General features: G+C 72.7%; 14 protein-coding genes, 1 pseudogene and 1 riboswitch. Of the genes and pseudogenes, 1 reads left to right on the top strand and 14 read right to left on the bottom strand.

What is annotated here, in order from left to right; all coding sequences use genetic code 11:
- The 7 genes from L615_RS14625 to L615_RS14595 form a co-directional block, all read right to left on the bottom strand.
- Positions 1-387, bottom strand: a 387-nt coding sequence (locus L615_RS14625) for an ATP-binding cassette domain-containing protein (protein ID WP_145725541.1), incomplete at its 3' end; no start/stop codon positions are given.
- The gene (locus tag L615_RS14620) at positions 387-2045 is read right to left on the bottom strand and encodes an iron ABC transporter permease (RefSeq protein ID WP_261376711.1); all 1659 of its coding nucleotides are present in this window, start codon (positions 2043-2045) and stop codon (positions 387-389) included. The genes L615_RS14625 and L615_RS14620, both read right to left, overlap by 1 nt.
- Positions 2042-3103 (bottom strand): thiamine ABC transporter substrate binding subunit, encoded by a 1062-nt coding sequence (locus tag L615_RS14615; RefSeq protein WP_261376710.1) that lies wholly within the window; start codon positions 3101-3103, stop codon positions 2042-2044. Before L615_RS14615 ends, L615_RS14620 begins: the two co-directional genes overlap by 4 nt.
- A riboswitch (TPP riboswitch) is annotated at positions 3094-3201 on the bottom strand. Its footprint overlaps the gene before it by 10 nt.
- A 6-nt stretch (positions 3202-3207) precedes the next feature.
- Positions 3208-4287, bottom strand: coding sequence for an MBL fold metallo-hydrolase (locus L615_RS14610; RefSeq protein WP_028655544.1), 1080 nt, complete (start codon positions 4285-4287; stop codon positions 3208-3210).
- Positions 4288-4296: 9 nt separating this feature from the next.
- On the bottom strand, positions 4297-5121 hold the full coding sequence (locus tag L615_RS14605; protein WP_028655543.1) for an SDR family oxidoreductase: 825 nt from the start codon (positions 5119-5121) through the stop codon (positions 4297-4299).
- On the bottom strand, positions 5121-6236 hold the full coding sequence (locus L615_RS14600; protein ID WP_028655542.1) for a diacylglycerol kinase: 1116 nt from the start codon (positions 6234-6236) through the stop codon (positions 5121-5123). The genes L615_RS14605 and L615_RS14600 overlap by 1 nt, the downstream gene beginning before the upstream one ends.
- 161 nt (positions 6237-6397) lie before the next feature.
- Entirely contained in the window at positions 6398-7609 is a 1212-nt protein-coding gene (locus L615_RS14595) for an NADH:flavin oxidoreductase (protein ID WP_222430561.1), read from the bottom strand.
- A gap of 59 nt (positions 7610-7668) precedes the next feature.
- Here L615_RS14595 and L615_RS14590 point away from each other — a divergent pair, with 59 nt between their 5' ends.
- On the top strand, positions 7669-8559 hold the full coding sequence (locus L615_RS14590; protein WP_028655541.1) for an oxygenase MpaB family protein: 891 nt from the start codon (positions 7669-7671) through the stop codon (positions 8557-8559).
- A 34-nt stretch (positions 8560-8593) separates the two neighbouring features.
- On the opposite strand, the gene L615_RS14585 is transcribed toward L615_RS14590, so the two are convergent.
- The 7 genes and pseudogenes from L615_RS14585 to nth all read right to left on the bottom strand — a co-directional run bounded on the left by L615_RS14585 (position 8594) and on the right by nth (position 13940).
- A complete protein-coding gene (locus tag L615_RS14585; RefSeq protein WP_145725540.1) occupies positions 8594-9361 on the bottom strand; it encodes an enoyl-CoA hydratase/isomerase family protein in 768 nt (255 codons plus the stop codon).
- Between the two features lie 22 nt (positions 9362-9383).
- On the bottom strand, positions 9384-10646 hold the full coding sequence (locus tag L615_RS14580; RefSeq protein ID WP_186449877.1) for an acyl-CoA dehydrogenase family protein: 1263 nt from the start codon (positions 10644-10646) through the stop codon (positions 9384-9386).
- A 20-nt stretch (positions 10647-10666) separates the two neighbouring features.
- On the bottom strand, positions 10667-11851 hold the full coding sequence (locus L615_RS14575) for a MarP family serine protease (RefSeq protein ID WP_028655539.1): 1185 nt from the start codon (positions 11849-11851) through the stop codon (positions 10667-10669).
- Complete coding sequence (locus L615_RS24320; protein ID WP_261376712.1) at positions 11848-12192, bottom strand: hypothetical protein; 345 nt, start codon at positions 12190-12192, stop codon at positions 11848-11850. The genes L615_RS14575 and L615_RS24320 overlap by 4 nt, the downstream gene beginning before the upstream one ends.
- Positions 12193-12337: 145 nt before the next feature.
- Positions 12338-12409: pseudogene (locus L615_RS24315) on the bottom strand (CoA pyrophosphatase); the annotation flags it as partial.
- Between the two features lie 164 nt (positions 12410-12573).
- Positions 12574-13212: a TlpA disulfide reductase family protein gene (locus L615_RS14565; protein WP_051485731.1), complete on the bottom strand. Its 639-nt coding sequence runs from the start codon at positions 13210-13212 to the stop codon at positions 12574-12576.
- Positions 13212-13940 (bottom strand): endonuclease III, encoded by a 729-nt coding sequence (gene nth, locus L615_RS14560; protein ID WP_051485730.1) that lies wholly within the window; start codon positions 13938-13940, stop codon positions 13212-13214. Before nth ends, L615_RS14565 begins: the two co-directional genes overlap by 1 nt.
- Positions 13941-14099 lie beyond the last annotated feature (159 nt).

Genomic DNA, 14099 nt, shown 5'->3' with positions numbered 1-14099 from the left:
GCGCGGCAGGCGCTCGGCGTACCCGCCGAGGCCGACCAGCTCGAGCAGGTCGTCCACCTCGCGCCGGACGGTACGACGGTCGGCGCCCCGCAGCCGCAGCGCGTAGCCGACGTTGCGGGCGACCGTGAGGTGGTCGAAGAGCTGCCCGTCCTGGAACATCAGCGCGAACCCGCGGCGGTGGGTCGGCGTCCCGGCGAGGTCGACGCCGTCCCACGCGATCGTGCCGACGGCGGGCTCGAGGCCGGCGRCCGCCCGCAGCAGCGTGGACTTCCCGCAGCCGGACGGGCCGAGGACGGCGAGGACGTCACCGTCGGCGACGGCGAGGTCGACGCCGTCGACCGCGACGGCTCCGTCGAAGGCGACCGTGACGTCGGTGAGCTCGAGCATCACCACGCTCCTGTTCCGGGCACCCGCAGGCGCTCCACGACGAGGATGACGGCCGCGGTCACCGACGCGAGCACGACGGACGCGGCCAGGGCCGTGCCGTGGTTGAGCGCGCCGGGGTGGCCGAGCAGCCGGTAGATGACGACCGGGAGGGTGGGCTCCGACGGCCGGACGATGAAGGAGGTCGCGCCGAACTCGCCCAGCGACACGGCGAACGCGAAGCCCGCGGCGGCCAGCAGCGGTCGCCACACGACGGCGAGGTCGACGGTCAGCAGGGTGCGCACCGGCCCAGCGCCGAGCGAGGCGGCGGCCTGGCGCTGCCGGTCGTCGATGCCGGCGAGCACCGGGACCAGCAGGCGCACCACGATCGGCAACGCCACCAGGGCCTGCGCGATCGGCACGAGCATCGGGCTGGCGCGCAGGTCGAGCGGCGGCTGGTCCAGCGCGATGAGGAAGCCGAAGCCGAGGGTCACCGCGGAGACACCGAGCGGCAGCATGAAGAAGCCGTCGAGCACGGCCCGCACCCGGCGCCCGACCAGCGAGCGCACCCGCCGGGTCACCACGAACGCGACGATCAGCCCGAGCGACAGCGACAGCCAGGTCGCGTCGACGGCGATCCGCAGGGACGCGGCCAGCGCGTCGGAGACCGGCACCTCGAAGAGGCCGTCCGCGGAGCCGCCGAGCGCACGGTAGTGGTCGAGCGACCAGCCGCCGTCGCGGCGCAGGGAACCCACCACCAGGGCGAGGATCGGCAGCGCGACGGCCGCCAGGGTCATCAGGGTCACGACCACGGCCGGGGTGTCGCGCCACCGGGGGCGGGCGGCGGGGGCGACCACGCGCCGTACGGTCGGGTCGGGGACGGCGCGGAGCCGGCCGACCACCACCAGCAGGCACACGACCGCGAGCATCTGGACGAGCGACAGCGCCGCGGCGGCGGGCAGGTCGAGCAGGTCGGCGGTGAGCAGGTAGATCTCGGTCTCGACCGACGCGTAGCGCACGCCGCCGAGCACGAGCACCACGCCGAAGGCGGTCGCGCAGAAGAGGAAGACGMCGCKGGCGGCCGACACGACCGCGGGCCGCAGCGCCGGGAGGGTGACGGTGCAGAACACCTGCCACGGGGTCGCGCCGAGCGCGGCAGCCGCCTCCGCGGGGCGCCGGTCCAGCGACTCCCACGCGACCCCGACGGTGCGGATCACCACGGAGACGTTGAAGAAGACGAGCCCGATGATGATCGCGACCGCGGTGCCGTCGAGGTCGAGGAAGCCGAGCACGCCGGAGGGTGCGATGAGCTCGCGCACCGCGAGGCCGACCACGACGGTGGGCAGCACGAACGGAACGAGCAGGGCGGCGCGCACGACGGACCGCCCGGGGAACCTCAGCCGGTGCAGCACGTACGCCGCCGGCAGGCCGAGCAGCACGGCGACGGTCGTCGCGACGGTGCTGGTCCACAGCGTGAACCAGACGACGCGACCGGTGCGGGGGCGGCGCAGCACGTCGAGCACGGCGCCGGGGTCGAAGGAGCCCTCGGGCCACAGCCCGCGGTGCAGCATCGCGCCGACCGGCAGCACGAAGAAGACGCTGACGACCGCGACCGGGACCAGTGCGAGGACGGCGTACCCGACGTGCCCTCGCACCCGGCCCCGGGAGCGGGCGGCGCTCACCTCGAGACGATCTCCGTCCAGGCCTCCAGCCACGCCTGCCGCTGCGCGGCGACCTCCGCCGGGTCGACCTGCTCGGTCGACTCCGGCTGCCGGGTGAAGCGGGCCCAGTCGGCCGGGAGGTCCACGTCCTCGGCGACCGGGAAGACGTACATCGAGGTCGGCAGCGCGGCCTGCACCTCGGGCGAGAGCAGCCAGTCGACGACGGCGCGCGCGGCCTCGGTGTTGGTGTCCTCGCCCTTCAGCACGCCGGCGTACTCGACCTGGCGGAAGCAGCCGTCGAGGAGCGCGCGGGTGGAGGTGCGCTGGCCGGCCTCGTCGACGGTGAAGGCCGGGGAGGAGTCGTAGGAGACGACGATCGGCCGGTCGCCGCCGGAGAAGGTGAAGTCCTCGTAGTAGGCCTCGGTCCAGCCCTTGACGACCTTGGCCCCGTTGGCGACGAGGTCCTGCCAGTAGCCGGTCCAGTCGTCGCCGTACCGCGCGATGGTGGCCAGCAGGAAGGCCAGGCCGGGCGAGCTGGTGCTCGCGGCGGGCACGACGAACAGGTCCTCGTACGCCGGCTTCGCCAGGTCGTCGAGGGTGCGCGGCTCGGCGACTCCGTTCTTGCGGAACCACGCACGGTCGACGTTGACGCACACCGCGCCGGTGTCGACCGGGGTGAGCGCGTCGCCGTCGTCGCCGGGCAGCTCGTGCTGCTCGGCACCGGCCGGCAGCTCGGGGGCGTAGGCGTCGAAGACGCCCTCCTCGACCGCACGGGTCGCGAAGGTGTTGTCGATGCCGAAGACCACGTCCCCGACCGGGTTGTCCTTGGTCAGCACCAGCTGGTTGGTCAGCGCGCCGGCGTCGGTGAGCTTGCTGATGGTGAGCTGGTAGCCGGTCTCGTCCTCGAACTGCTCCACCAGCTCCTCGGGCAGCGCGAAGGACTCGTGGGTGACGAGGGTGACCTTGTCGTCCTCGACCCCGCTGCCGCCGTCGCCCTCCTGGCCGAGCAGCGAGCAGCCGCCCGCGAGGAGGGTGGCGGCGGTGAGGCCGGTGATCGTGGTGAGCATGCGTACGCGCACGTGTGACTCCCTTCGCCGGTGCTAACCGGATCAGGTTCGGAGGGTCTGCGGGCGGTCCCGCACTCTCAGCCCCGCTCGGGGCTCCCCTGTCTGACCGCTCCAGTCTAGGACGCGGCCACGGCGGTGTAGGCCACACCCTCCGGGTGGTCCTGCGCGGTCGCGTCGCCGCGGGCGACGAGCAGGTCGAGGTGCGCCTTGGTCTCCATCGCGGCCATGCCCTGGCTGAACACGTCGAGCTCGCCGAACGCGCGCTCGTGGCGGGTCCAGCCGAGGTCGCGCGCCACCACGAGCGCCGTGGTGGTGCCGCGCTCGCGCAAGGACCGCAGGCACAGCGCGAGCCGCTCCTCGTGGTGGGCGAGCAGCTCGTCGACGCGCTGGTACGACGACGGGGCGACCGGCCCGTGCGCCGGCAGGATCCGCAGGTCGGGCAGCTGGCGCACGCGGGCGAGCGAGGCCATGAAGTGCCCCAGCGGCTGGTCGCTGGCGGGCACGGTGAACCCGATGGACGGGGTGATGGTCGGCAGCACGTGGTCGCCGGAGAACAGCACGCCCTCGGCGCGGTCGGCGTAGACGTAGTGCCCCGGCGTGTGCCCCGGCGTGTGCACGGCGTCGAGGAGCCGGTGGCCCACGTCGAAGGTGCGGTCGCCCTCCAGCCAGGTGTCGGGGAAGGCCCAGTCCCGGGCGTCGGGCAGCTCGCCGTCGTGCCCCGCGGCCCACAGGTCGGCGATCTCCGCGGCGCCCGCGGTGCGCAGCACGTCGAGGAACGGGCTCTCGCCGATCTCGGCCTGGGAGGCACGGTGGAGCAGCTCGAGCGCAGGCTTCTCCTCGATGCCGAGGGCCACGTCGGCGCCGTACTCGTGGCCGAGCACGGTGGCGAGCGTGTAGTGGTCGCGGTGCACGTGGGTCACCAGGAACCGCTTGATGTCGCCGAAGCCGGAGCCGATCGAGCGCAGGCTCCGGTCCAGCAGCTCACGCGCGACCGGGATCGACCAGCCACCGTCGATCAGGGTGAGCCCGTCGTCGCCCTCCACCGCGTAGACGTTGACCGCCTTGAGCGCGTCCATCGGCAGCGGCAGCGGGATGCGGTGGATGCCCTCGGCGACCTGCCAGGCGCCCTCCTTCGCCCAGTGCTCGCCGGAGTCCGGTGAGACCGCATGACCGGTGGAGACGCCCCCTGTGCTCATGCGGCGACCTTAGTGAGCCCTCGCTCCCGGCTGGAGGTCGGGGAGGTTCAGGTCGAGGTTCGGCTGCTGCAGCCCGCCGTCGACCTCGATCAGCTTGCCGGTGAGGTACTGCCCCGCCCGCGAGGACAGGTAGACCACCGCGGCGGCGACGTCCTCGGCCTCGCCGATCCTGCCGAGCGGGGTCGCGTCCTCCATCTGCTGCTTCATCTCGGGCACCCCCGCGACGAACTCCAGCGAGCTGGTCATCACCGAGCCGACGTACACGCCGTTGACGCGGATGCTGGGCGCGAGGTCGGTGGCGGCGAGCCGGGTCCAGTGCGCGAGCGCGGCCTTGGCGACGCCGTAGGCCAGGTAGCCCCGCGCCGCCGAGCGGCCCATCATCGAGCTGATCGAGGTGATCGACTTCTGCCGCCCCTCACCGGCCGACTCCAGCATCAGCGGCACCGCTGCACGGCTGAGCGCGTGGGCGGTGGAGACGTTGAAGTGGAAGGACTCCTCGAGGTAGTCGACCTCGGTGTCGAGGAAGGCGTTGGGGATGGTGCCGCCGACGTTGTTGACGACGACGTCGAGGCGCCCGAAGGCGTCGTACGCCGCCTGCGCCAGCCCGGCGACCTCGTCGGTGCGCGCGAGGTTGGCCGGTACGACGACCGCGCGTCGCCCGGTGGCCTCGATCCGTTGCGCGACCTCGGCCAGCTGCGACTCGGTGCGTGCGGAGATCAGCACGTCCGCGCCGGCCTCGGCGAGCGCGACGGCGGTGGCGGCGCCGATGCCGCGGCCGGCGCCGGTGACGACGGCGACGTGGTCGGTGAGGGTGAAGCGATCGAGGATGCCCATCAGCGCCGGCCTCCCGTCGTACCGGCGACCAGGCCGCGGCCGGTGACCAGCGGCAGGTCCAGGGCGGTGCGCAGGCCGGGCTCGGCTGCGACGACGGCGGGGATCGCGTTGATCAGTCGCTGCGCGGTGACGATCATCCCGGAGACGTTGTGGTCGCCGTCCTCGCCGTGGTGGGTGAACTCGACCTTCATGCAGGGCTCCCCCGTGATCTCGATGCGGTAGCAGCCGTCGCCCTCGTGGGGCCGGGGCCAGTCCGGCTCGGCGTCGGCGTCGGTGCGGGTGACGTGCTCGAGGGTGATCCGAGGGACGCCGTCGACGGTGCCGATGACACGGAAGCGCACCGAGCCCATCGTCCCCTCCTCGACGTCGAGGGAGACGGTGCTGACGGTGCGCGGGGCGGGGCGGCGCTCGACCTCCTCGACGAGCGGCTCGTCAAGGGTCACGCCGAGGCCGGCGGCGATCACGCGCACGACGGGCCCCCAGGCGGTGGTGAGGATGCCCGGCTCCCACAGCAGCGGCGTGGCGTCGAGCGGCTGCCCGAAGCCGAACAGGTCGCGCATGACGACGGGCTGGTAGTAGGTGGAGTAGTCCGCGATCTCGCTGACCTTCACGTGGTCGATGCGCTGGCTGAGGCTGCTCATCACCAGCGGCAGCACGTCGTTGGCGAAGCCGGGGTCGATGCCGTTGACGTGCAGGCTGGCGCCGCCCTGGCGCCCGGCCTCGTCGATCGCCTCGATCATCTCGGCCGGCAGCGTGCCGTCGCGGTGCAGCAGGATCACCGGCCCCGACGACACCACGTTGACGCCGTCGCGCAGGAGGCCGGTCAGGTCCTCGATCGACTCGAACACCCGGTCGTCGGTCATCGCACCGTGCACGACGCAGTCCGGCCGCAGCGCGACGAGCTCGTCGCGGTCGGTCGTGGCGGCGATGCCGAGCTCGCGGCCGAGCCCGGCCAGCTCCCCGGCGTCCTTGCCGTGCTTGTCGGGCGTGGAGGTCCACACCCCGACCAGCTCGAGGTCCGGGTGGGCGTCGACGCCCGCGATCGCGTGCCGTCCGATGGTGCCGGTGGACCAGACGACCACGCGCAGCGGCTTGTCGGGGATGACCTGTGACATGGTGGTCACAGTAGAACGAGTTCTAGTTTTCGGGAAGGGTTCTTCGGCGCAGTTTCACCACCTAGGTGGTGAAACCCCGGCCTGGCGCAGGAGATCAGGCCCGAATCTGCAAGTTTCGTGTGCCCAGTGGCGCAGTTTCACCACCTAGGTGGTGAAACCCCTCAGCGCTCGCCCACCGACGGCACCGGGATGACCTCCCCCGGCCCCCACTCGGGGCACCGCGTGCCGGAGTAGATCGTCGGCATGCAGCGGTTGCAGTGGATGCAGATGCCCCGCTGCGCCTCGCCGGCCTGCAGGCGGTTGACCAGGTCGGGCTCGCGGAGCAGGGCGCGGCCCATGGCGACGAAGTCGAAGCCGTCGGCCATCGCCTGCTGCATGGTGTCGAGCCGGTTGATGCCGCCGAGCAGCATGAGCGGCATCGCCAGCTCGCGGCGGAAGACCTGCGCCTTCTCGCGGAAGTAGCCCTCCTCGAAGGGGTACTCCTTCATGAACCGCCGCCCGACGGGGGTCTTCATGCCCCACTTCACGACCGTCGGCATCGACGCCGCGAACTCGTCGACGGGGGCGCCGCCGCGGAAGAGGTACATCGGGTTCATCAGCGACGAGCCGCCGGAGAGCTGCAGGGCGTCGAGGTGGCCGTCGGCCTCGAGCAGGCGGGCGACCTCGAGGCCGGTCTCGGTGGTGACGCCGCCGGGGTAGCCGTCGGAGACGGAGACCTTGGCGGTGACGGCGACGGCGTCGCCGACCTCCTCGCGCACGACGCGCGCGACCTGCCGGGCGAGGCGGGCGCGGCGCTCGAGGTCGCCGCCCCAGCGGTCGCGGCGGCGGTTGAGGGCGGGCGCGAGGAAGGAGGAGATGAAGTACGAGTGCGCCATGTGCAGCTCGAGGACGTCGAAGCCCGCGCGCACCAGCAGGCGGGCCGCGTCGACGTACGCCTGCGTCACCCGGGCCAGGTCCTTCTCCGTCGCCGAGCGGATCATCTGCATCGACAGCGGGCTCGGCATCGCGCTGGCCGCGATGGCCTGGGCTCCGTTCGAGCGGCCGTTGGCGACCGGACCGGCGTGGCCGACCTGCGCAGCGATCGCGGCACCGGTGGCGTGCACCTCGTCGGCGAGGCGCGCCAGGCCGGGCAGCGTGCGCTCGGAGACGACGATCTGCTCGGCGTGCGTGCGGCCCTCGGGCGCGACGGCGAGGTAGGCGACCGTGGTCAGGCCGACGCCGCCCGCCGCGGGGGCGCGGTGGTAGGCGATGAGCTCGTCGGTCACCTCGCCGTGCGGGGTCCGGCCCTCGAAGGTGGCTGCCTTGACGGTGCGGTTGCGCAGGCGCACCGGGCCGAGGTCGGCGGGGCTGAAGACGTCGGGGATGTCGGTCACGAGAAAACTGTAACGTGTTCCACTAGCATAACTCGACTTACGTCCCCTATCGTCGGCGCATGGCGAAGACGTTGTGGCGCGACCGGAACGAGCAGCTGGACCCCGAGACCGACTACGTCGAGATCTACCAGAACCTCGCGCTCTACGAGTTCACCTGGGACATCACCCAGGCGCTCAGCTTCGCGCTCTTCCGCACCTACGCGGTGCCGAGCGTCGGTCGGCTGCTCCACGAGACCGGCGCGTTCACCACCCAGGTGCAGAAGCGGTACGACGACACCGCGCTCCTGCTCGAGGCGCCCTTCGTGCACGGCTTCGACAGCCCCGAGGGCAAGACGGCCATCCGGCGCATCAACCAGATGCACCGCTCCTACGACATCAGCAACGACGACTTCCTCTACGTGCTGTCGACGTTCGTGGTGGTGCCGAAGCGGTGGCTCGACGACTACGGCTGGCGCTCGTTCACCGACACCGAGCTGCGCGCCAGCGTCAACTACTACCGCGCGCTGGGCCGGCACATGGGCATCAAGGACATCCCGGAGACCTACGACGGGTTCATGCACCTCATGGACGACTACGAGCGCGAGCACTTCGACTTCGACGCCGGCGGTCGCCGGGTCGCGGACTCGACGCTGGCGCTGCTGACGACGTTCTACCCGCGCCCGCTGCGCAAGCCGGTCGAGGTGTTCAGCCGGGCGCTGATGGACGAGCCGCTGCTGGAGGCGTTCGCCTACACCGACCCCGGACCGGTCGCCCGGAAGGTGAGCCGCGCCGCGATGCGCGCCCGCGCGCGACTGCTGCGCTGGACGCCGTCGAAGCGGAAGCCGACGTTCACCGCCGACCTGCCGCGGATCAAGAGCTACCCCGACGGGTTCCGCCTCGCCGAGCTCGGCACCCAGCCGGTGCCCGGCCTCGGCGGGTGCCCGGTGCGCCACGAGTCCGCGCCCGCCTGAGCACCCGCCGGGTACGGCGACCGGCCGGTCGGGCTCAGTTGAACTTCGGCGCCCGCTTCTCCAGGAACGCGGACACGCCCTCCCTGCCGTCCGGCGAGACCACGAGCTCACGGATCGACAGCGTCTCCTCGCGCAGCGCGGTCTCCGGCGTCGGGGCAGCGGCGGTGCGGAGCAGGCGCTTCGCGGCCGCGCTCGCGGTGCCGGAGGCGGCAGCGAGCTGTGCGACGACCTTCTCGGCGGTGGCGGCGAGCTCGTCGGCCGGGACGACGCGCGCGACCAGGCCGGCGTCGTACGCCTCCTGCGCGGTGAGCATGTCGCCGAGGATCGCCAGGCGCAGCGTGCGGTGCAGGCCCAGGGTGTTGACCAGCAGCGAGCTCCCGCCGTCGGGCGAGAGCCCGACCTTGCCGTAGGCGAGGCTGAACTTCGCCGTGTCGGCCGCGATGACGACGTCGCCGACCGCGGCCAGCGGGAAGCCGGCGCCGGCGGCCGCGCCCTGGACCACGGTCACGACGATCGCGTCGGAGCGGACCAGCTCGCTGACGATGCGGTGCAGGGCGTCGGCGAGGTCGTCGATGAACAGGCCCGCGTCGTCCGCGCCGGCCATGCCGGCGAGGTCACCGCCGACGGAGAAGAAGCGTCCCTCCGCGTCGATGACGATCACGCGGGCGGCGTCGCGGTGGGCGCTGCGGACGGSGTCGAGCAGCTGCTCGACGGACCCGGGGTTGATCACGTTGCCACCGTCGGGGTTGGCGAGGGTGATGCGGGCGATGCCGTCGGCGTACGCGTAGCGGACGAGGCTCATGGGGAGTGGTTCTTCCTTCGGTTCAGCGGAACTGGTCGTGGAGCGAGGCCGGGAGGTCGAAGAGCGGGTCGCGCGTGATCTCGGCCCGGCCGAGGGTGGTCAGGTGGGCCTCGTCGGGACCGTCGAAGATCCGCATCGCGCGGTGCCAGCCCCAGAGCGCGGCCAGCGGCGTGGCGTCGCTGATGCCGGCGGCCCCGTGCAGCTGGATGGCCCGGTCGATGACGGACAGCACGGCGCGCGGGACGGCGACCTTGGCGGCGGCGATGAGGTGGCGCGCGGCCTTGTTGCCCTCCCCGTCGACCGTGTACGCCGCCAGGTGGCACAGCGCGCGAGCCTGGTCGAGCTCGATGCGGGACTCGGCGATCTTCTCCCGCACCGCGGACTGCTCGGCGAGCAGGCCGCCGAACGCCGTGCGGGTCTTCGCGCGCTGCACCATCATCGCCAGCGCCCGCTCACCCGCGCCGAGGGCCCGCATCACGTGGTGGATGCGGCCGGGGCCCAGGCGCATCTGCGCGGCCGCGAAGCCGCCGCCCTCCTCGCCGAGCAGGTTCGACAGGGGGACGCGGGCGTCGGTGAACTCGATGACGCAGTGGCCGTGCTGGTCCTGGTGGCCGAAGACCGGGTAGGACCGCTTGACCTCCACGCCGGGGGTGTCGACGGGGACGATCACCATCGACTGCTGGCGGTGGGTCGCGGCGGTCGGGTCGGTCTTGCCCATCACGATGAGCACCTTGCAGCGCGGGTCGGCGGCGCCGGTGATCCACCACTTGCGGCCGTTGATGACGTACTCGTCGCCGTCGCGCTCGATCCGGGTCTCGATGTTGGTGGCGTCCGAGGACGCCACCGCCGGCTCGGTCATCGCGAACGCGGAGCGGATCTCACCGTCCAGCAGGGGCTTCAGCCACGTCTCCTGCTGCTCGGGCGTGCCCACGAGGTGCAGCAGCTCCATGTTGCCGGTGTCGGGCGCCTGGCAGTTGATCGCCTCCGGGGCGATCTCCAGGCTCCAGCCGGACAGCTCGGCGATGGTGGCGTACTCGAGCTGGGTCAGCCCGGACTCGCTGGGCAGGAAGAGGTTCCACAGCCCGCGCTCGCGGGCGCGCACCTTCAGGTCCTCGACGACGGGTGGGACGGTGTGGTCGTCCGGGCCCCGCTCCTCGCGGTAGCGCGCATAGGCCTCCTCGGCGGGGAAGACGTCCTCGGCGAGGAACGCCTTCATCTCGTCGAAGAGCCGGACCGCCTGCTCGCTCGGCGCAGGGTAGGCGGGGTACATCGCGGAGCCGGTCATGCGGGCAATGATGCCGTGGGTCACGCAGCGCAGGCGCCGGTGTCCGCCTCACGCCCCTCGGTCTCCGGCGCGCGCCCCTTCGCCGCGCTCTCCTCGACCTGGCTGGCGGTGAGCGCGTAGCCGGTCTCGGGGTCGGTCACCGATGCCGCGAAGACGACGCCGGCGACGCGGCCCTGCGGGGTGATGATCGGGCCGCCGGAGTTGCCGGGACGCACCAGCCCGCGCAGCGAGAACACCTCGCGGATGACGGTGCCGGAGCCGTAGATGTCGGGCGAGCGGAGGTTCTGCATCGCCCGCACGCGCCCGGTCTGCACGTCGAAGGGACCGTCCTGCGGGTAGCCGACGATCGCGACCGGGTCCTTGGCCTCGGTGCCCTTGTCGAAGCGGAGCACCGGCACGTCGCCGGTGTCGAGGGCCAGGACGGCGACGTCGAGCTCGCGGTCGTAGTGCACGACGCGGGCCAGCTCGGTGCCGCCGCCGATGCTGACCTCGGGGTCCTCGACGCCGGCGACGACGTGGGCGTTGGTCATCACCCGGCCGGGGGCGTAGACGAAGCCGGTGCCCTCCACGCCGCGGCCGCACTTGTTGGCGCCGCGGATCTTCACCACGCTCGGGCGGACCTCGCGGATGGCCGCCGAGCGGGGCAGGTCGGTCGGCCCGGGCTGGACCTCGACGATCTGCTCGGGCGCGAACGGCTCGAGGTAGCGCGGGAAGAAGCCCGTGCCGACGACGTTGTTGAACGCCTTGAGCGCGTTGGGGGCGGCGTCGGGCAGCGCGTCGTTGACCTTGGCGAGCACCGTCGAGCTGCGGACCAGGGTGGTGACCGAGCCGATCCGGGTGCCGGTGATCGCGACACCCAGCGCCCACGCGACGAGCAGCACGGCCAGGGCGCTCAGCAGCGCGCCCCCGACGGCGTCGAGGGCGCGCGCGGGTTGCCAGGTGATGCGCTCGCGGACCCGCGCGCCGGCGTACTGCAGGAGGGCCTGGCCCAGCGAGGCGCAGAGGATGACGATGAACAGCGCACCGAGCGAGACGGCGAGCGAGGGCTCGAAGCGGCTCAGCACGAGCGGCGCGCCGAGGATGCCGAGCAGGCCTCCGGCGAGCAGGCCGATCGTGGCGAAGGCGCCGGTGACGAAGCCCTGCCAGTAGCCGGACAGGGCGTAGGCGAGGACGAGCAGGAGCAGCAGCCAGTCGAGGAGGTTCACGCGTCACCCGGCTGGTCGGCGTCGTTCGGCTCCAGGATGTCCATGCCGTCGTCCCCCGGTTCCTCGGCGCCCGGAGCGGCGGCCGTCCGGCTGGCCCGGCGGGCGTACTCGGCGAGCATGTAGTCGGGGAGATCATGCACCGGCGGGTCCGCCACCGGCGGGAGCCACCCGAGGAAGTCGAAGAACCGGGTGAGGATGCCGCCGGTGAAGCCCCACAGGATGACGTCCTTGTCGGGGCCGATCAGGAAGCCGGGACCGGTCCACCCGCCGGGGTGGCGGACCTGGATGCGGTGCTCGGGCGCGAACAACTCCTCGAGGGTGACCCGGTGGATCGCGTGCACCTCCTCCGGCGAGGCGACCCGGACCGGGCCGGGCTCGCGCCACCAGCCCAGGATCGGGGTGACCGCGAAGTTCGACGGCGGCAGCCNCGCGCAGCGCAGCCTGCACCGCCGTCTCGCCGGGGTCGATGCTGCCGCCGGGGAAGGAGACCTGGCCGGGGTGGGAGCGCATGTCGTGGGCGCGCTCGGTGAGCAGCACGTCGCGCTCGCCGAAGAGCATCAGCACCGCGCCGCGGCGGACCTCGCGGCCCGGCGGGGGCAGGAACGCCGTCAGGTCGCTGCCCTCGATCGCCCGGGCGCCCTCCGCGACGGGCAGCAGCCAGTCGGGCAGGTCCGCAGGCAGGCGGGCAGGCAGGTCGGCAGGCAGGTCGGCGGGCTGGTCGGTCATGGCTTCTCCGGCCGGTCGTCGAGGTCGGCACCGGGGTCGGAGAGGTCGATACCCAGCGCGTCCTCGCTCATCGCCACGATCTCCGCGAGCGAGTCGATGCCGCCGGCCTTCTGCTCGACCGACCCGTCCTCGCGGACGAAGAGGAACTGCGGCAGCACCTGCAGCACCAGGTCGCTCTCCTGCAGGTCGCCGCACGCGTCGGCCGCCGAGGGGTAGGTGACGGACTTGAGCCGGGCGAAGTCGATCGCCGCGCCGGGGTAGGTGTCGAGGAAGTTGACGCCCAGCATGGTCACCCGGTCGCCGTACCGCTCGTGGAACTGCTGCAGGACCGGCATCTCCTCGCGGCACGGCCCGCAGGTCGTCGACCAGAAGTTGATGACCGCCGGGCCCTCGACGTCGGCCAGCGAGAGCGAGTCCTCGCCTCCCAGGCAGTGCAGCGCGACGTCGGGCAGGTCGGCCGCGCCGGCGGAGGTGCGCACCTCCGTGCAGTCGGCGATGCCGGCGGCCTCGCGGTCGGCGACGAGCTCGGGGGTGTCGACCTCGACCTTGCACGCCAGCGCGGCCGGGCCGCCGCCGTCGCACGCCGTCAGCAGCATCGCCACCGCCGCCAGGCCGGCGGCGCGCACCCCACGCATCAGTTCGGGCCCTCCGTGCGGACCAGCTTCTCCGCCTCCACCGGGTCCGTCGGGCCGGTGCCGTACGACGGGCACCACCGTGCGACCGGGCAGGCGCCGCACGCGGGCTTCTTGGCGTGGCAGCGTCGCCGGCCGTGCCAGATGAGGTGGTGGGAGAGCATCGTCCAGTCCCGCTTGGGGAAGAGCGCACCGACGGCGTGCTCGACCTTCACCGGGTCGGTCTCCTCGGTGAACCCCAGCCGCCGCGCGAGCCGGCCGAAGTGCGTGTCGACGGTGATGCCGGGGACGTCGAAGGCGTTGCCGAGCACCACGTTGGCGGTCTTGCGGCCGACGCCGGGGAGCGTCACGAGGTCCTCGAGGCGCCCGGGCACCTGGCCGTCGTACCTCTCGACGAGGGCGGCGCTGAGCTTGAGCAGCGACTCGGTCTTGGCTCGGAAGAAGCCCAGCGGTCCGACGATCTGCTCGAGGTGGGCGCGGTCGGCGGCGGCCATCGCCGGCGGGTCGGGGTAGGCCGCGAACAGGATCGGGCGCACTGCGTTGACCCGCTTGTCGGTCGTCTGGGCCGAGAGCACGGTGACGACCAGGCACTGGAAGGCGTCGTCGAAGTCGAGCTCGGCCTTCGCGTCGGGGTAGGTCTCGGCCAGCACGCGGTTGATCTTGCGGGCGCGGCGGACCCGCTGGGTCGGGGTCTCGTCGTCGACCGTGATGGCCCGCCTGATCTCCCGCACGGAGCCAGCCTACGGGGGCGCGCCGACAACAGGAGCCGTGCGTCCGCTGGGTGCGACGGGCTGCAGGCTAGGATGCCGCCGACCGGGTTCTACACTTTGGAGGAAGCGTGGACAACGACGTACTCCGTCAGGCGCCACTGTTCAGTGCCCTCGACGACG

It is taken from the genome of Nocardioides sp. J9 (assembly GCF_007829375.1).
Taxonomy (GTDB): domain Bacteria; phylum Actinomycetota; class Actinomycetes; order Propionibacteriales; family Nocardioidaceae; genus Nocardioides.
The sequence above is the reverse complement of the archived record's forward strand: the minus strand, read 5'-3'. Positions and strand labels throughout refer to the sequence as shown.